General features: G+C 63.5%; 18 protein-coding genes and 3 pseudogenes. 15 read left to right on the top strand and 6 right to left on the bottom strand.

Annotated features, from left to right (window positions below; genetic code table 11):
- Positions 1–274 precede the first annotated feature (274 nt).
- Positions 275–601, bottom strand: a complete 327-nt coding sequence (locus BW970_RS16195) for a type II toxin-antitoxin system RelE/ParE family toxin (RefSeq protein WP_076533342.1) — start codon at positions 599–601, stop codon at positions 275–277.
- Positions 601–864, bottom strand: coding sequence for a hypothetical protein (locus tag BW970_RS16200; protein WP_076533343.1), 264 nt, complete (start codon positions 862–864; stop codon positions 601–603). The genes BW970_RS16195 and BW970_RS16200 overlap by 1 nt, the downstream gene beginning before the upstream one ends.
- 315 nt (positions 865–1,179) lie before the next feature.
- Between BW970_RS16200 and BW970_RS16205 the strand changes: the two genes are divergently transcribed.
- From BW970_RS16205 to BW970_RS20345, 7 genes are all read left to right on the top strand, one after another.
- Complete coding sequence (locus tag BW970_RS16205; RefSeq protein ID WP_076533345.1) at positions 1,180–2,316, top strand: sulfate ABC transporter substrate-binding protein; 1,137 nt, start codon at positions 1,180–1,182, stop codon at positions 2,314–2,316.
- Between the two features lie 4 nt (positions 2,317–2,320).
- Positions 2,321–3,169, top strand: a complete 849-nt coding sequence (gene cysT, locus BW970_RS16210) for a sulfate ABC transporter permease subunit CysT (protein WP_076533346.1) — start codon at positions 2,321–2,323, stop codon at positions 3,167–3,169.
- An 11-nt stretch (positions 3,170–3,180) separates the two neighbouring features.
- Positions 3,181–4,044 (top strand): sulfate ABC transporter permease subunit CysW, encoded by an 864-nt coding sequence (gene cysW / locus BW970_RS16215; RefSeq protein ID WP_076533348.1) that lies wholly within the window; start codon positions 3,181–3,183, stop codon positions 4,042–4,044.
- A gap of 11 nt (positions 4,045–4,055) precedes the next feature.
- Positions 4,056–4,787, top strand: coding sequence for a sulfate/molybdate ABC transporter ATP-binding protein (locus BW970_RS16220; protein WP_076533350.1), 732 nt, complete (start codon positions 4,056–4,058; stop codon positions 4,785–4,787).
- Positions 4,784–5,266 carry an Lrp/AsnC family transcriptional regulator gene (locus BW970_RS16225; protein WP_076533356.1) on the top strand — a complete coding sequence of 161 codons (483 nt, stop codon included), beginning with the start codon at positions 4,784–4,786 and terminating at the stop codon, positions 5,264–5,266. The genes BW970_RS16220 and BW970_RS16225 overlap by 4 nt, the downstream gene beginning before the upstream one ends.
- A 321-nt stretch (positions 5,267–5,587) precedes the next feature.
- Complete coding sequence (locus BW970_RS21345) at positions 5,588–5,815, top strand: mechanosensitive ion channel family protein (RefSeq protein ID WP_229740540.1); 228 nt, start codon at positions 5,588–5,590, stop codon at positions 5,813–5,815.
- A 56-nt stretch (positions 5,816–5,871) separates the two neighbouring features.
- A protein-coding gene (locus tag BW970_RS20345) for an IS5 family transposase (protein ID WP_144038974.1) occupies positions 5,872–6,629 on the top strand; the annotation gives its coding sequence in 2 pieces (ribosomal slippage) (positions 5,872–6,193 and positions 6,193–6,629; 759 coding nt in all).
- Between the two features lie 251 nt (positions 6,630–6,880).
- Here the strand turns inward: BW970_RS20345 and BW970_RS20570 are convergent.
- From BW970_RS20570 to BW970_RS16260, 3 genes and pseudogenes are all read right to left on the bottom strand, one after another.
- Positions 6,881–7,290: pseudogene (locus BW970_RS20570) on the bottom strand (recombinase family protein); the annotation flags it as partial.
- A gap of 22 nt (positions 7,291–7,312) precedes the next feature.
- Positions 7,313–8,251: pseudogene (locus tag BW970_RS21125) on the bottom strand (LacI family DNA-binding transcriptional regulator); the annotation flags it as partial.
- A gap of 229 nt (positions 8,252–8,480) precedes the next feature.
- Positions 8,481–8,927: an Rrf2 family transcriptional regulator gene (locus tag BW970_RS16260; protein WP_076533427.1), complete on the bottom strand. Its 447-nt coding sequence runs from the start codon at positions 8,925–8,927 to the stop codon at positions 8,481–8,483.
- Positions 8,928–9,034: 107 nt separating this feature from the next.
- Between BW970_RS16260 and BW970_RS16265 the strand changes: the two genes are divergently transcribed.
- From BW970_RS16265 to BW970_RS16275, 4 genes are read left to right on the top strand one after another with little or no spacing between them, the layout of a single operon-like run.
- Positions 9,035–10,444, top strand: a complete 1,410-nt coding sequence (locus BW970_RS16265; RefSeq protein ID WP_076533366.1) for a cytochrome ubiquinol oxidase subunit I — start codon at positions 9,035–9,037, stop codon at positions 10,442–10,444.
- Positions 10,445–10,450: 6 nt separating this feature from the next.
- Positions 10,451–11,455 carry a cytochrome d ubiquinol oxidase subunit II gene (gene cydB / locus BW970_RS16270; RefSeq protein WP_076533368.1) on the top strand — a complete coding sequence of 335 codons (1,005 nt, stop codon included), beginning with the start codon at positions 10,451–10,453 and terminating at the stop codon, positions 11,453–11,455.
- Complete coding sequence (locus BW970_RS20585) at positions 11,455–11,559, top strand: DUF2474 domain-containing protein (protein ID WP_144038975.1); 105 nt, start codon at positions 11,455–11,457, stop codon at positions 11,557–11,559. Before cydB ends, BW970_RS20585 begins: the two co-directional genes overlap by 1 nt.
- Before the next feature lie 39 nt (positions 11,560–11,598).
- The gene (locus tag BW970_RS16275; protein ID WP_076533370.1) at positions 11,599–12,033 is read left to right on the top strand and encodes a hypothetical protein; all 435 of its coding nucleotides are present in this window, start codon (positions 11,599–11,601) and stop codon (positions 12,031–12,033) included.
- Here BW970_RS16275 and BW970_RS21130 read toward each other — a convergent pair.
- Positions 12,023–12,463, bottom strand: coding sequence for a hypothetical protein (locus tag BW970_RS21130; protein ID WP_229740543.1), 441 nt, complete (start codon positions 12,461–12,463; stop codon positions 12,023–12,025). The two genes, BW970_RS16275 and BW970_RS21130, sit on opposite strands and share 11 nt — an antisense overlap.
- Between BW970_RS21130 and BW970_RS16280 the strand changes: the two are divergent.
- The 4 genes and pseudogenes from BW970_RS16280 to BW970_RS16300 form a co-directional block, all read left to right on the top strand.
- A pseudogene (locus BW970_RS16280) lies at positions 12,377–13,153 on the top strand (amidohydrolase); the annotation flags it as partial. The gene BW970_RS21130 and the pseudogene BW970_RS16280 sit on opposite strands and share 87 nt — an antisense overlap.
- Before the next feature lie 164 nt (positions 13,154–13,317).
- Positions 13,318–14,544: a glutathionylspermidine synthase family protein gene (locus BW970_RS16285; RefSeq protein ID WP_076533375.1), complete on the top strand. Its 1,227-nt coding sequence runs from the start codon at positions 13,318–13,320 to the stop codon at positions 14,542–14,544.
- Positions 14,545–14,562: 18 nt separating this feature from the next.
- Positions 14,563–15,129: a DUF1190 domain-containing protein gene (locus BW970_RS16290; protein WP_076533377.1), complete on the top strand. Its 567-nt coding sequence runs from the start codon at positions 14,563–14,565 to the stop codon at positions 15,127–15,129.
- 310 nt (positions 15,130–15,439) lie between these two features.
- Positions 15,440–15,631: a hypothetical protein gene (locus BW970_RS16300; protein WP_076533381.1), complete on the top strand. Its 192-nt coding sequence runs from the start codon at positions 15,440–15,442 to the stop codon at positions 15,629–15,631.
- Positions 15,632–15,835: the final 204 nt, after the last annotated feature.

Here is a 15,835-nt window from a genome sequence, read left to right on the forward strand (position 1 = left end):
AAACTCTGCTTCGAGATCCCGCGCGCGGAGATGCCGGCCCGGCTGGGCGGCAAGCGATAACGCAGAAAAGCCCCTGGGGGCGCCGTGCCACAGGCGCCCCCTTTTGCCCAGCCTGCGGCCCCACGCAAGAGCGCGGGCCGCCGTGGCCATTTCTGCGCCAGCAATGAGTTGCGACAGAACGCAGACCCCGCAGCGTGATGGCGTGGAGCTGCACGATCTGGTCGCCACACTCAGACGCCGTCGATCAGGATCTCCAGCGCGCGCCAAGTCGCCGTCACCACCCGGTTGATGCGTTCCGATCTGAACTGCGGGTCAGCCAGTCCTGTCCGCCGAAGGCGACCAGTACGACCAAGATCCAGTCGCCGTCGACGCGGTAGACCACCGTCAGCGCACGCCCTACCCCGCCATGGCGCACCTGCCAGCCGGCCAGCGGCCCGCCAAGACGTGCCCCCAATGCCGGTTGGGCAAGAATGTCGGCCAGCAACGCTTCGACTTGATCCAACCGGCGCAGAGCGGCATCGACATCACCGCTGACCGTGTAGACATGCCCGACCATCGCGCGCAGATCCTGCGCCACGAGGGGATGACGGCGAAGGCGCATCAACGCCGTGCGAGCCAGTCGCGGGCTTCGGCTGTGAAATCGGCCGGGCTGTCCATCGCTTGCCACTGATCAGGCGGCAGGGCCAGACGTCGCTGAACCTCGGCCTCAAGCAGAGCCTGATCGCGCAAGCGGGCAGATCGCGCGCGGGCGAGCTCGCCCGAAACAGCGGCGCTGACATTCGGATATTCGCCCGCTGCGACCAGCGCCTGAACATGGTCGAACGCGGATTCCGTAAAGCTGACGCTTTGCTTGTGGACGCCCATGAGAACTCCGGTGCTCTGTTGGACTACCATATGCCACGAGCCTCGGGAAGGCAACCATGCTTGGGCCTACGCCCTCCCGTGCGGAACCGATTTCCAGCGGAGCGGCTGTCCTTCCGGGTGATGGTTTGGGGTCTTATGGCGCCCTCGGCGATGTTGCGGAGCGCTGTTTTCGTGCCGGATCCGGGCAGCAGAGAACAATCCACTCTTTTCACGACTAAATTTGGCGTGATTATTTCATTGCTTTTATCTATCAAATATGTCGTGATTAAGCGCAGAGAGGCCGTCATGCCTCTGACAGCAACAAGGGGCTTTGCCATGATCCATACCGTCTTCGTCTCGTCCCATGTGCAGGCGCAGGGTCCGCTGATCGAGCGTCTGCCCGATGGCCGATTGCTGATCGAGGCCGGGGGGCGCCGCGTCGCGGGCCATCCGCCGGCTCGCCCCGGCCCGCAGACCAGCGGCTGGAAGGGTATCATCGCCGCGGCCTTGCTTGGCCTGTCCGCCCTGGGCGGCGGTGCTTCGCAACTGCGGGCCGATACACTGTTGAATGTCAGCTATGACCCCACCCGCGAATTCTACCGCGAATATAACGGCTGGTTCGCGCGGTGGTGGCAGGCGCAGGGCAACCCCGCAGCGACGATCCAGACCTCGCATGGTGGATCCGGCGCTCAGGCCAGGGCGGTGATCGACGGACTTGCCGCGCAGGTGGTCACGCTGGCTCTGGCCTCCGATATCGACCAGATCGCGGCCCGCACCGATCTGATCCCCGAGGATTGGCAATCCCGCCTGCCGCATAATTCGTCGCCCTACACCTCGACCATCGTCTTTCTGGTGCGCGAGGGAAATCCTAAGGGTATCACCGACTGGGACGACCTGATCGCCGAAGGGGTGCAGGTGATCACCCCCAATCCCAAGACATCGGGCGGCGCGCGCTGGAACTATCTGGCCGCCTGGGGCTATGCGGATCGCAACGGGCTGGACCCCAAGGACTTCGTCGGCGCGCTCTACCGCAACGTCCCGGTGCTGGATACCGGCGCGCGCGGATCGACCACCACCTTCGCGCAGCGCGGCCTGGGAGATGTGCTGCTGGCATGGGAAAACGAGGCTTATCTCGCGCTGGCCGAACTGGGTGACGACCAGTTCGATATCGTCGTGCCCTCGATTTCGGTCTTGGCAGAGCCGCCGGTCGCGTTGGTCGAAGGTCGCCTGACCGATGCCAACCGCCCGTTGGCCACCGCCTATCTGGAGCAGCTTTACAGCCCCGAGGCGCAGGCCATGGCGCTGCGCCACTATTACCGCGCCTGGGATATCTCGGCTGCGGCCGCGGAGGATGTTGCCCGCTTTCCCGAACTGGAACGCCTGCCGATCGCCGATTTCGGCGGCTGGGCCAGAGTGCAGCCCGAACATTTCGGCGATGGCGGCATCTTCGACCAGATCTATCAGGGGCAGTGATCCGATGGCGCGAACCTTCCTGCTCAGGCAGCCCACCCCGATGCCGGGGTGGGGGCTTTCCTTCGGCGTCATGGCTTTGATGCTGTCGGTCATAGTGGCGCTGCCGCTGTCGGTGCTGCTGTGGCGCGGTTTCATTGATTTCGGCGCCGGCGCGATGTGGGAGGTGGTGAACCGCCCGCGCGTCTGGTCGGCGCTGGGGTTAAGCTTCCGCGCGGCATTCGTCGCCTCGCTGTTCAATCTGGTGTTCGGCGTGCTGTTGGCATGGGTGCTGGTGCGCTACCGCTTTCCCGGCAAGCGGATCATCGACGCGATGATCGACCTGCCCTTTGCCCTGCCGACCGCCGTGGCCGGCATCGCCCTGACAGCGATCTATGCGCCGAATGGCGTGTTCGGCTCGGCAATCCAGTCCACCTTCGGCATCCGCGTCGCCTATACAGAATGGGGGATCTGGATCGCGCTGATCTTTGTGGGCCTGCCCTTCGTCGTGCGCACTGTGCAGCCGGTGATCGAAGAGATCGACCGCGAGACCGAAGAAGCCTCGGCCACGCTCGGCGCCTCGCGGTTGCGCACGCTGGTGCGGATCGTTCTGCCGATGCTGGCGCCTGGCGCGCTGACAGGCTTTGCCCTCGCACTGGCACGATCTGTCGGCGAATACGGCTCGGTGATCTTCATCGCGGGCAATCTTCCGAATGTCACCGAAATCGCGCCACTGCTGATCGTCATCCGACTCGAGGAATTCGACTATGACGGCGCGGTGGCCATCGCCATTGCGATGCTGACCATCTCCTTCACCCTGCTCCTTGCCATCAACCTGATCCAGATCTGGAGCCGTCGCCGGATGGGCGCGGTCTGAGGAGGGCCATAATGACGCATATCCCCCACAACCGCTGGCGCCCCGCCACGACCGAGCCCGCGCTGGTCAGATGGGCGTTGATCGTCCTTTGCCTTGCGATGCTGGCGATCCTGTTAGTCGCGCCGCTGATGGTCGTGTTTGACGAAGCGTTGCGCCGGGGCTGGGCATTTGCGCTGGCCTCGCTCTCCGAACCGGATGCGCAGGCGGCGATCCGGCTGACGCTGCTGGTCGCAGCCCTCACCGTGCCGCTGAATGCCGTTTTCGGCATCGCCGCCGCTTGGGCCGTCACAAAGTTCGACTGGCGCGGCAAGGCTTGGGTGATCACGCTGATCGACCTGCCGTTCTCCATCTCGCCCGTGGTGGCGGGTTTGCTGTTCGTCCTGATGTTTGGCGCCAACTCTGCGCTTGGGGCATGGTTGGTCGCGCAGGGCTTCCCGATCGTCTTTGCCGTGCCGGGCATCGTGCTGGCCACATTGTTCATCACCTTTCCCTTCGTGGCGCGCGAGTTGATCCCTGTCATGCTGGAGCAGGGCCGGGCAGAAGAGGAGGCCGCCCTGACGCTCGGCGCAAGCGGCTGGCGCACCTTCCTGACCGTGACCCTGCCCAATATTCGCTGGGCGCTGCTTTACGGTGTGCTGTTGTGCAACGCGCGGGCGATGGGCGAATTTGGTGCCGTCGCGGTCGTCTCGGGCAAGATCCGTGGCCAGACCACGACCATGCCGCTGATGATCGAGATGTTTTACAATGAATATCTTTCGGTCGCGGCCTTCACGATGGCGGGCGTTCTCGCGCTGCTGGCCTTTGTCACCCTCACACTCAAGACGGCGCTGGAATGGCGGTATGCCGACCAGCTTGCCGCAAGCCACCGCCATTGATGGAGAGTCCGATGAATATCGACATCGAAGAAATCGCCAAGCAATTCGGCACCACTGCGGCGCTGCATCCGGTCTCGCTCGCCATCCCCTCGGGCACGCTGGTCGCGCTGCTTGGTCCCTCGGGCTCGGGCAAGACCACGCTGCTACGCATCCTCGGCGGGCTGGAATTCCCGTCGACGGGCCGGGTGCTGTTCGACGGCGCGGATGCGACCGGGCTGACCGTGCAGGATCGTCGCGCCGGTTTCGTGTTCCAGTCCTATGCGCTGTTCCGGCATATGAATGTGTTCGAGAACATTGCCTATGGCCTGCGCGCCCGCCCCAGCAAGACCCGTCCGCCAGGGGCAGAAATATCGCGCCGGGTCAACAAGCTGCTGGATCTGATCCGCCTGCCGGATATCGGCGCGCGCTTTCCCAGCCAGCTGTCGGGCGGGCAGCGGCAGCGCGTGGCACTGGCCCGCGCACTGGCGATCGAGCCGCGCATGTTGCTACTGGACGAGCCTTTCGGCGCGCTGGATGCCAAGGTGCGCAAGGAACTGCGGCAAGGCTTGCGCGACATACATGACGCGACCGGCCTCACCACGGTATTCGTGACCCATGATCAGGAGGAGGCGATGGAACTGGCCGATCTGGTTGTCGTCATGTCCGGGTCAGGTTCAGGGGGTCGTATCGAACAGATTGGCAAGCCCGAAGACATCCGAGCCCGGCCCAACAGCGATTTCGTACGCGAGTTCATTTCGGCATGACAGCCTCAGCCGCTCTCGACCGGATCGACCGGCGCATCCTGTTCGAGCTGATGCGCGATGCGACATTGCCGGTGGCGCAACTGGCCGAGCGGGTCGGCCTGTCGCAGACGCCGTGCTGGAAACGGGTGCAAAAGCTGGAAGCGGCGGGTATCCTCACCCGCCGCGTCGCCCTGGTCGATCCGGCGGCCATCGGCCTTGCCCTGACCGTATTTGTCGAGATCGAGGCCGCCGACCATACGCCGGAATGGCGTGCTGCCTTTGCCTCAGTGGTCGCCGATCAGGCAGAGGTCCAGGAAGTCCACCGCATGGCGGGCGAAATCGACTATCTGCTGAAGGTCGTGGTCGGCAGCATGGCGGCCTATGACGCATTTTACTTGGGCCTGACGCAGCGCGTGCCCTGCCGCAATGTGACCTCGAAGTTCTCGATGGAACGTATCAAGATCACAACGGCGTTGCCGATCGACACTATGCGTGTTTGACAGGTGCAACTGTCCGCTGACCCTGCCTGAAAATCAACGGTTGCCCTGCACCAGCACCAGAACGACATCCTCGATCGCGACCGAGAACCGCCCTCCACCAGCCTGTACTCCAACCCGAGTGCAACTATGATGACCGGCAGGGCTATCGCGTGGTGCCTGCATCGCCACTTATCCAGCGATGAAAGCGTCACTGCCGTGCGCGCAACGGATCACGTCGCGGATCTGCCCGGCAGCAACCGGTCGGATACACGCCAGCTCGCCAACCTGTTGAAACAAATTTAAAAAGGACCATATCGAAAGGATGGGCTGGCGCAGGGTCGGGTGCAGGAAATCGGTTGGCGCACCACGCGGTTGGTTACACGCGACAGCACATATGTCATCGTACCCAACAGTCAGATCTCGCGTCAGCGGATCACCAATTTCAGCGCCCCGCGACCAGAGTATCGCGATCACGTCGAACTGACACTGCCCGTTACCCTTTCGGTGGCCGAGGCGCGGGGCCTGATTGGCGCTGCGTTGGAAGGGGCAGAAACCATCAGGACCCACTAATCGTCTTGCGGTTGCCTTGGCCGCGTGATTCACGCTCCCCAACTGATGGGGGCATGATGAGCAATCTTTTCTGGCTGACCGACGCGCAGATGGACCGGCTTCGGCCGTTCTTCCCGAGGCCCCACGGCAAGCCACGCGTCGATGACCGGCGCGTGTTGAGCGGGATAATCTTTATCAATCGCAATGGCTTGCGGTGGTGTGATGCGCCCAGGGAATATGGCCCGCCGAAGACGCTCTACAATCGTTGGAAGCGGTGGAGCGACAAGGGGGTCTTCGCCCGGATGATGGAGGGGCTGGCCGCTGAGGGCAGCGAGCAGAAGACCATCATGATCGACGCAACCTATTTGAAAGCCCACCGCACGGCCTCGAGCCTGCGGGTGAAAAAGGGGGGCGCGGCAGGCTGATCGGTCGAACAAAGGGCGGACCGAACACCAAGTTGCACGCGGTGACCGACGCGACGGGGCGGCCCATCCGGTTCTTCATGACGACGGGCGAGGTCAGCGACTACACCGGCGCCGCGGCGATGCTGAGCAGCTTGCCAACCGCCGACTGGCTGCTCGCGGATCGGGGCTATGATGCGGACTGGTTCAGAGACGCGTTGAAAGACAAGGGCATACGGGCCTGCATCCCGGGCCGGAAGTCACGCGGCAAGGTCGTCCGCTACGACAAGCGCCGTTACAAACGCCGGAACCGCATCAAGATCATGTTCGGAAGGTTGAAAGACTGGCGACGCGTCGCCACGCGCTACGACAGGTGCCCGAAGGTGTTCCTCTCGGCCATCGCGCTCGCGGCGACCGTTCTCTTCTGGCTTTGAAAATCAATGAGTCTGGAACCTAGCGAGCGTCAATCGAACACGCGCGCCCGTCGCGGTGATCCACAGAAGATCTCGCATGTGAACGCTCAAGTCCTCTGCCTTCGCTCGTCGCATCAGAACCGCGATTTCGGAGTTCATGGCTTCCTAGGCCGAGATCCGGCGGTCAGCCACCTGCGTAAAGACCGAAAATATCCTCGGCGGGAAGCTCTTCCTTGCTTCTTCTGCGGATAAAGGTCGGACGATCGCTCAGATCACCTAGGTATCGAAAGCAAACCCAACCTCTCCGCCCGCTCCAGCAGCATCTTCACCGATGACGTTTGCCAGCGTGTCCGTCCGCGGGGTGTGCGTTCGCGCATCGCCTCCAGCCGGTCGAAGATCGCCTGCCGGGCTATGTCGGTATCCACGCCCTTGATGGCGGCGACGATGGCTGGCAGGCGGTCATCCGTCTCGCGGGGCCCGGCGCGGCACAGCACGGTCTCGGGCAGAAGACCGTCTCTGAAATAAGCCTTCACCGCGCGCAGCAGGCGGCTTTGCGTCCAGCGCCGGGCCTCGGGCAGGGGGCGTTGACGATGCGCAGCACATCCTCCCGGGCCATATCGGGGCGCAGCCGGCGGACATGCGGCACCCATTTGGTCGCCTGCGCATTCAGCCGCTCCATATATGACAAGCTCGCTCGTCGGGGCGGGGCGAGCCTTCTTGTGGTCCAGTCGGGCAATCAGCGCCTGGGCTGCCATGACACCCACCAGATCGGGGCGCAGCCGGATGGCGGAAATCGCCGGGCTGGCAATTTCCAGGAACGGATCATCGCCGATGGAAATGACCGAGATGTCAGCAGGGCAAGACAGGCCTGATCGCGCGATGGTAACCATGATGGCGGGGATATCGTGGATGTTGGCGATCACGGCATCGGGCCGGTCCGGGCCGACCAGGGCCACGGCCAGCCTGTCGGGGCTGAAGCGTCCGGTATGTTCCACCGCCAGCGCAGCTTGATCGGCCAACCCCTCCTGCACTCCGGCGACTTGTTCGCGGCCCACCCAGGTCTGTTCATGCCCGGCCACCAGCAGCACCCGGCGCCGCAACCCGATCAGGCTGGCCGCCGCCAGCCGCGCGCCCAGCCGGTGATCACTGCGCACCGACGGAAAGCGGCCCGCCGCGTCGCGTTCCCACAGCACGATGGGAATGTCCAACCCCTCGATCATCTCCAGCAGCACCGGATCCTCGTCCGAACTGATGGTCAGCAGCAGCCCGTCAACGCCGCGCTCGGCCATGAAGCGCAGCAAGGTCTCTTCGCTGCGGGTGTCGCCCAGGAAATCGCCGACGATCGGCGCGAACCCCCTGCCCCGCACCACCTCGGACGCGGCCGCCGCCAGACGCGCGGCGATGGGCTGGCGCAGATCGGTGACAATGATGCCGATGGCGTTGGTGCGGTTGGTGCGCAGGGTGCGGGCCGTGGGATTCGGGCGATAGCCAAGCTGGTCGATCACCGTTTCCACATGCTTGCGCAACTCGGGCGTGACGGTGGCGTTGCCATTGACGATGCGCGACACGGTTCCCAGGGCGACCCGTGCCTGACGGGCCACGTCCTTCATGGTCACTTTGCGCGTCTTGTCGTGCGACGTCATGATCCGGTGCGGGCCTCGTGGCGGGATATCCACCAGATGGCCGGTTTCGCGCCACAAGGCAAGGCGGCAGCAACGCACGCCCCACAACGCAACCCGCGCATGATGCAGTTGTTCAACCCACCCTTTGACCGCGGCGTATGGTCAACTCTGTCGGAGGTCGTGGTCCGGTCCTGGCCTCAGGATGGGTGTGGCGCAGGGCCATCGCCGCCACCGAAATACCCGGCGGCCGTCAAGCGGTTGACTCGGACAGCCCCAGCCGCGCCAGCAGATCGGTTCGGTTCGAGGCAATGTCGGCCACGGTCAGATCATCCAGAACCGCCATGAATGCCCGCGCCGCCTCGTGCAGCTTCGCCGAAAGCCGGCAGACACCACGCAGCTTGCAGGTGTTGCGCTCCGCACTGAAGCATTCGACCACATCAAGCGGCCCCTCTGTCAGCCGGACCACCTCGCCCACCAGGATCTCGCCTGCGGGTCGTGCCAGGCGCAGCCCCCCGCGCGGGCCGCGCACCGTATCCAGATACCCTGCCTGCCCAAGCTGGTGGACGATCTTGCTCAGATGGGCGCGGTTGATCCGATGCGCCTGCGCCACCTCGTCGATCCGCACCAGATGCGGCGCGCGGATCGCCGCCATCTGCAAGGTCCGCAGGGCGTAGTTGGTATAGCTGGTCAGCTTCAAGGCGCCCTCCGCAGCGGGTGTGACAACGCGTCCCATATTGAAACTTGAATATGTTTGAAAGCCAAGATATTCATTCATGGAGAATATATAAATAGGAAGGCACGCCCATGTTCGGCCTTGATGCCATCGAACTGGCCCGAATCCAGTTCGCCTTCACGGTCTCTTTCCACATCATCTTTCCCGCCTTTTCGATCGGGCTGGCCAGCTATCTGGCGGTGCTGAACGGGTTGCACCTGTGGACCGGGCGGGATGTCTATCTGACGCTGTTCAACTACTGGAAAAAGATCTTTGCCGTGGCCTTCGGCATGGGCGTCGTGTCGGGCATCGTGATGTCCTACCAGTTTGGCACCAACTGGTCGGTCTTTTCCGACAAGGCCGGGCCAGTGATCGGCCCCTTGATGGGCTACGAGGTGCTGTCGGCCTTTTTCCTTGAGGCGGGCTTTCTGGGGGTGATGCTGTTCGGGCGGGACAAGGTTGGCGCGCGGGCGCATTTCCTCGCCACGTTGATGGTGGCCATCGGCACGCTGGGATCGGCGTTCTGGATCCTGTCGGTCAATAGCTGGATGCAGACACCACAGGGCCATGCCATCAACGAGGTCGGGCAGTTCGTCCCCGTCGACTGGTGGGCAATCGTGTTCAACCCGTCCTTCCCCTACCGTCTGGTGCATATGGTGCTGGCGGCCTACCTGACCACCGCGCTGGTCGTGGGCGCCGTGGGCGGTTGGCACCTGTTGCGCGACCGCGCCAACAGCGGCGCACGCACGATGTTTTCGATGGCCATGGGGATGCTGATGGTCGTGGCGCCGTTGCAGATTCTTGCAGGCGACCTGCACGGGCTGAACACGCTGGAACATCAACCCGCCAAGATCGCCGCGATGGAAGGGCATTTCGAGCCGCACCCCAATGGCGGCGCGCCGCTGATCCTGTTCGGTATCCCCGATGCGGCGAATGAAACGGTCAACTACAAGATCGAGATCCCGTATCTGTCCTCGCTGATCCTGACCCATGATCTGACCTCGCCCCTGCCTGGGCTGTTGGATTTCCCGGTCGAGGAACGCCCGCCGGTCGGCATCGTGTTCTGGTCCTTCCGCATCATGGTTGCCCTTGGCTTTGCGATGCTGGGGCTTGGTCTGTGGGCACTGGTGCTGCGCCTGCGCGGAACGATGTATGATCGCCGCTGGCTGCACCGTGCGGCCATCGCCATGGGGCCTGCGGGCTTTGTCGCGGTGCTGGCGGGCTGGATCACCACCGAAGTGGGGCGCCAGCCTTGGACCGTCTATGGCCTGCTGTCCACCAATGACAGTGTGGCGCCGGTCGAGGCGGCGGCGGTCGGTGCCTCGCTTGTGGCGTTCATCGTGATCTATTTCACGTTGTTCGGGGCGGGGACGTTCTACATCCTGCGCCTGATGGGCAAACGCCCCGACAGCGGCGCCCCGATGAGCGATCTTGGCCCGACCCGTGCCGCAGGCGTCACGCCTGCCCCGGCGGTCGACGACAAATTCATCCCGGCGGAGTGACGCGACATGGTCTTTGATCTTGCATTCATCTGGGCCGGTCTGATCGCCTTTGCGGTGCTGGCCTATGTCATCCTGGACGGGTTCGACCTTGGGGTCGGGATCCTGTTTCCGCTCATGCGGTCCGAGGCCGAGAAGGATCTGGCGATGAACACCGTTGCCCCGGTCTGGGATGGCAACGAGACATGGCTGGTGCTGGGCGGCGGCGGGCTGTTTGCGGTGTTTCCGCTGGCCTATGCGGTGATCATGCCCGCGCTCTATGTGCCGATCATCGTGATGCTGCTGGCGCTGGTGTTTCGTGGCGTCGCGTTCGAGTTCCGCTGGCGCACGAAACGGGGCAAGTTCTTGTGGGACTTGTCGTTCTTTGGCGGCAGTCTTGTGGCGACCCTGGCGCAGGGTGTCGCCTTGGGCGCCCTGGTGCAAGGCATCGCGGTCGAGGGGCGGGCCTATGCCGGCGGCAACTGGGACTGGCTGACACCGTTTTCCCTGCTGACCGGGGTGGCGCTTGTTGCGGGCTATGCCCTGCTGGGGGCAACATGGCTGGTGATGAAGACCGACGGCCCCGTGCGGTCGGTGGCGCATCGCCTGTCGCTCTGGCTGGGGGGTGTGACGCTGGCGCTGGTGGGGCTGGTCAGCCTGATCACACCCTTCCTGAACCCGCTGTATCTGGATCGCTGGTTCACCTTTCCGAATGCGCTGTTCTCGGCCTTTGTGCCCGCGCTGATCCTGATTGCGGCTTTCATGTTCCACAAGGGTCTGCACGAGGGGCGAGACGCATGGCCGTTCCTGTCGGCGCTGGCGCTGTTCGTGCTCAGCTTCGTCGGGTTGGGGATCAGTTTCTATCCTTATATGGTTCCCCCGTCCCTGACGATCTGGGAGGTGGCGGCCCCTGACGAAAGCCTGTGGTTCCTGCTGGCGGGCGCCTTGGTGCTGGTGCCGATGATCCTTGCCTATACCGGCTACGCCTATTGGGTGTTCCGCGGCAAGGTCGATCCCGCGGGGGGCTATCACTGATGGCGGGCGCCCTGCGGAAAACACTGTGGTTCATCGCCTTGTGGTTTCTGGGTGTCGGCACGCTCGCCGTGGTCGCCCTGCTGATCCGCGCGATGATCTTCTGAATTCCTGTCGTCAATCACCTGCCAACCTGTGGAGATACCATGAAAGAGTTTCTGACCGCCTGTGCGCTGTCCATGACGGTCGCCCTGCCTGCCATGGCAGAGGAACAGCGCCATATGGTCACGGTTCTGACCGCGCCTGAACCCCAGACCCAGTTGATGGCGATGGTGTTGACCATGAACGCGGTGCAAAAGGGTGCAACGGCGCAGATACTGCTTTGCGGACCTGCGGGCGACATCGCCCTGAAAGCAGCACCCGCCAGCGCCACCACAGGCCAGCCGCCGCGCGATGCCAGCCCGCAGGGCCTGATGCGGATGATGATGGACCAGCACAACGTCAAGGTCGAGGTCTGCGCCATCTACCTGCCCGGCAAGGGCGCCGATGCGACGATCCTGCTCGACGGTGTGACACCCGCCGCCCCCGATGCCGCCGCTGCCGCGATCATGGCGGACAACAGCGTCGTGCTCAGCTTCTGAGGCCGACCGCTGCACCGCATGCCGCGCGTGCGGTGCAGCGTCCGAAAGCGGTCCAGGCCATGTGACGCCCCCGCCGCTGGCCCTGCCCCGCGACGACCGGGACGTCTTTCTCCGATCTGCGCGCCGGCGGGCATCTGCCAGAGTGCGTGAACGCGTAGACATAGCACGTGCGATTGCCGTTCAGCGTCACCGAAAGCGGACGGTTCTCGCCATCATAGGTCATGGCCTTGTTGTCGAGACCGACCAACATGTTGCCGGTGGCGTCATAGCTGAAGTTCGTGGTGACGCCGCTTTCGACAATCCGAAGCGGCGCGTGGAACGGTCGGCTGCTGTTGTACTGATAGTGCTGATATTCCAGCCCGCCGAGGAAGGTGGCAAGGGCGGTCTGGCCATGGTACAGGACGGGATGATGGACCGCTGGAATGTACAAGAGGTCTACGGACTGCACAATATGCCAGGTTTGCCTGTGGGCGAGTTCGCCATTCGCTCCGGGCCAATCCTAGCTGCCGGAGATATGTTTTCCATAACGGTGACCGGGAAGGGCGGTCACGCAGCAAAGCCTCATTCGGCCGTGGATACAACGTTGGTCGCCAGCCATATTGTCGTTGGGCTTCAGTCCATAGTATCGCGAAATGTTGACCCGTTAGAACAAGCCGTTGTGACAGTCGCCGCCATTCATTCCGACAGCGAGGCGTTCAACGTGATCCCACAAACAGTAGAATTGCGTGGGACGGTTCGAACGTTCGACAGTAGAGTCCGCGATATGATCGAAGATCGAATTCCTGTGATCGCCAATGGCATTGCCCATGCCTTTGGCGCAGCGGCCGAGACATTCTACGATCGAGGAGTTCCCGCTACAGTAAACGCTGTTGAACAAACAAGCTATGCGGCTCATGCAGCCGAAGCGGTTTCCGGGAAAGTCGATCGCGATACCCAGCCGCATCTTGGTGGTGAGGATTTCTCATTCATGCTTCAATCACGCCCAGGCGCTTTCATGTTCATTGGAAATGGAGACACGCAAATGTGTCACCACCCGCGCTATGATTTCGATGACAACGCAATTCCATTTGGAAGCAGCTGGTTCGCGACACTTGTTGAGCAGCGAATGCCAGTCGCCTGATCAGGATAGTGTCCCAGGGCGTGGTGTCACTGCGGTTTCTGGTCGGTATCGCACTCCAAAGCTCTTGCAGCCGTCAACCCGCCTGTCGCACTGGTCAGGCCGGGATTTTGCGGCTATGACGCCCCTGCCCTGCCGATCCCCGCCTTTCCCAGACCGGAGTCCCCATGCACAAGATCGCGCTACCCGAACGGCGGCAATGGCGCGACAAGGCGCAAGAGGTGGGGTTTACCTTCGCCGACATGCACGGCGAGCCCTATTGGGATGAAAGCTCGGCCTATCGTTTCAGCCTGCGCCAGATCGAGGACGACATCGAAGACCCCGCGACCGAGCTGCACGCCATGTGCCGCGAGGCGGTGGACCTGATCGTCACCAGCGACGCCCTGATGACGCAGTTGTGCATTCCCGAGGCGCATCGCGGCCTGATTGTCGACAGCTGGCAACAAGGCCAGCCAGAGCTTTATGGCCGCTTCGATCTAGTTTATGACGGCACTGGCCCGGCCAAGCTGCTGGAATACAACGCCGACACCCCGACATCGCTTTATGAAAGCGCGTCCTTTCAATGGTCCTGGCTGGAGGACCAGATCGCCGCCGGCGTGCTGCGTGACAGCGACGATCAGTTCAACGGCATCCATGAGGCGCTGGTCGAACGCCTTGCGGCGCTGTTCCCCCCCGACACCGACCTGCACTTCACCGCACAGGTCGGCAGCCCCGAAGATTACGCCACGGTCGAGGCCCTGGGCTGGGCCGCGCGTCAGGCGGGCCTGGGGGCGCATTACTGCGATCTCGACAAGATCGGCCTGTCGCCCGATGGCCAGTTCGTCGACGATCAGGATCGCGTGATCGGCACCCTGTTCAAGCTGTACCCGTGGGAGGATCTGCTGCGCGACGATTACGCCGCGCATCTGGCGCCTTCGGGTACGCGGTTTCTGGAACCGCCATGGAAGGCGCTGGTGTCGAACAAGGGCCTGCTGGCCGTGCTGTGGCAGATGTTCGAAGGCCATCCCAACCTGCTGCCGACATTTTTCGAAGCCGACGTGGCGCAGGCCCTGTCCGGCACCGGCCCTGCCGCGCAGCCGGTCCGCGCAGCGTTCGCGCGCGCCGCGGATCAGCTGCGCATCGGCCATGTGACGAAACCCGTGTTTTCGCGCGAAGGCGCCTCGATCACCATTGTCGAAGCGGGCAGCGTGACCGAAACCGCCGCCATGCGCGCTTACGACCACCATCCCCGCATTGTGCAGGCCTATGCGCCCCTGCCGGTCTTTGACGGTTTCCGCCCGGTGATCGGCGCCTGGATCATCGGCGAGTCCTGCGCCGGGATCGGCATCCGCGAGGACCGGTCACGCATCACGCAGGATCTTTCGCGCTTCAAGCCCCATTTCATCCGTGACTGATCCGCAGGAGCACAGGATATGAAGAAACGTTCGACACATGTGGCCCTTGTCCTGATGGGGGCGTTCGCCCTCTCGGGCTGCAAGGAGGAACAGGTCGACGCGCAGGCCTTTCCCGATCTGCAAAGTTGCAAGGCCGCCGCAAATACCGGAGGCCTGTTCAGCCCCGCCGAATGTGACACCGCCTTTGCCGAGGCCGAGGCGCTGCATGTCGAATCCGCGCCACGCTATGACAGCCTTGCCGTCTGCGAGGCACAGCATGGGGAAGGCGCCTGCGGCACCGAACAGGCGGCGCAATCGGGCGGGTCGGGGTCGATCTTCATGCCGCTGATGATGGGCTATCTGCTGGGCAACATGATGGGCAATGCGCGGGGGGCCGCCGCCTCGCAGCCGCTTTACAGGACGGCGGATGGCAAGTTCACCAATGCCACCGGCAACAGCACCTATTCCAGCAACTCCGGCAAGGCCAAGCTGTCGGCCAGCCAGTTCACCAAACCGCCCAGCACCATCGGTCAGGCGCCAATGACCAAAACCACAGCCACATCGCGTGGCGGGTTCGGCGGATCGGGCACCTCAAGCGGCGGCTAAGGCGCAGGGTGGCTGCGCCCACCTCGGAAGCTCGCGCCGTATCGGAAGGGAATGTGCTCGGTCAAGACGATCCAAGGGAGAACGCGCGCGATCGCAACCAACCGGTTGTGACTGCGGTGACTGACCTTGATGCGGGCGACGGGATCGGCGTCATCGACGGAGTCGTCGAGGACGCCCAGAAGGAAGGGCCCACTTTGTAGAGGCAATGCCAGCCACGACAGCATCGCATCATCAAGCCCGGTGCGTGCCATCAGATCGGCAATGACGGTGGGCCGCGCGCTGCACAGTATATCGGTGGCGGTTAGGCTCGATGATGCAGGGCTCCTCGGATGGCGACCGCCAGATGGTGAAGATCCTCGACGCCGTGCTGACGGAAGGGATGCCTAACCGTGCCGTCGCCATCAATGTCAGCGAACGCCATATCTTCGATGCTGTAGTCCAGCAGACCTTCCTCGAAGGGCTGGAAGGTGCCATCGCCAAGATCGGCGTGCATCCTCTTTAGCGTCTGCCACTCTTTGCGTGGCCTCCCGGCATTGGTCTTCAGCCAGACCGCAAGTTTCGTAACGGTCACGATCCCGGCTGACAGTATCAACGCAAGCGGGGGAGGCGCCTACCCAATGCAACGACGAGCGCGAACGCGCGGTCAGTCGTCCTTGACCAGAACCGGGCCGGTCCGCGGCTGTGCCACGCGGCCAGGAGCGGCGTG

This window comes from Gemmobacter megaterium, from assembly GCF_900156815.1.
Lineage (GTDB): Bacteria > Pseudomonadota > Alphaproteobacteria > Rhodobacterales > Rhodobacteraceae > Wagnerdoeblera > Wagnerdoeblera megaterium.

Coding starts and splice junctions, on each gene's coding strand:
- cydB (WP_076533368.1), top strand. CDS start 10,451: ATGGTCTTTGATCTTGCATTCATCTGGGCCGGTCTGATCGCCTTTGCG.
- cysT (WP_076533346.1), top strand. CDS start 2,321: ATGGCGCGAACCTTCCTGCTCAGGCAGCCCACCCCGATGCCGGGGTGG.
- BW970_RS16225 (WP_076533356.1), top strand. CDS start 4,784: ATGACAGCCTCAGCCGCTCTCGACCGGATCGACCGGCGCATCCTGTTC.
- cysW (WP_076533348.1), top strand. CDS start 3,181: ATGACGCATATCCCCCACAACCGCTGGCGCCCCGCCACGACCGAGCCC.
- BW970_RS16275 (WP_076533370.1), top strand. CDS start 11,599: ATGAAAGAGTTTCTGACCGCCTGTGCGCTGTCCATGACGGTCGCCCTG.
- BW970_RS16300 (WP_076533381.1), top strand. CDS start 15,440: ATGATGCAGGGCTCCTCGGATGGCGACCGCCAGATGGTGAAGATCCTC.
- BW970_RS16265 (WP_076533366.1), top strand. CDS start 9,035: ATGTTCGGCCTTGATGCCATCGAACTGGCCCGAATCCAGTTCGCCTTC.
- BW970_RS16200 (WP_076533343.1), bottom strand. CDS start 864: ATGGGCGTCCACAAGCAAAGCGTCAGCTTTACGGAATCCGCGTTCGAC.
- BW970_RS16220 (WP_076533350.1), top strand. CDS start 4,056: ATGAATATCGACATCGAAGAAATCGCCAAGCAATTCGGCACCACTGCG.
- BW970_RS16290 (WP_076533377.1), top strand. CDS start 14,563: ATGAAGAAACGTTCGACACATGTGGCCCTTGTCCTGATGGGGGCGTTC.
- BW970_RS16285 (WP_076533375.1), top strand. CDS start 13,318: ATGCACAAGATCGCGCTACCCGAACGGCGGCAATGGCGCGACAAGGCG.
- BW970_RS16195 (WP_076533342.1), bottom strand. CDS start 601: ATGCGCCTTCGCCGTCATCCCCTCGTGGCGCAGGATCTGCGCGCGATG.
- BW970_RS16205 (WP_076533345.1), top strand. CDS start 1,180: ATGATCCATACCGTCTTCGTCTCGTCCCATGTGCAGGCGCAGGGTCCG.
- BW970_RS20585 (WP_144038975.1), top strand. CDS start 11,455: ATGGCGGGCGCCCTGCGGAAAACACTGTGGTTCATCGCCTTGTGGTTT.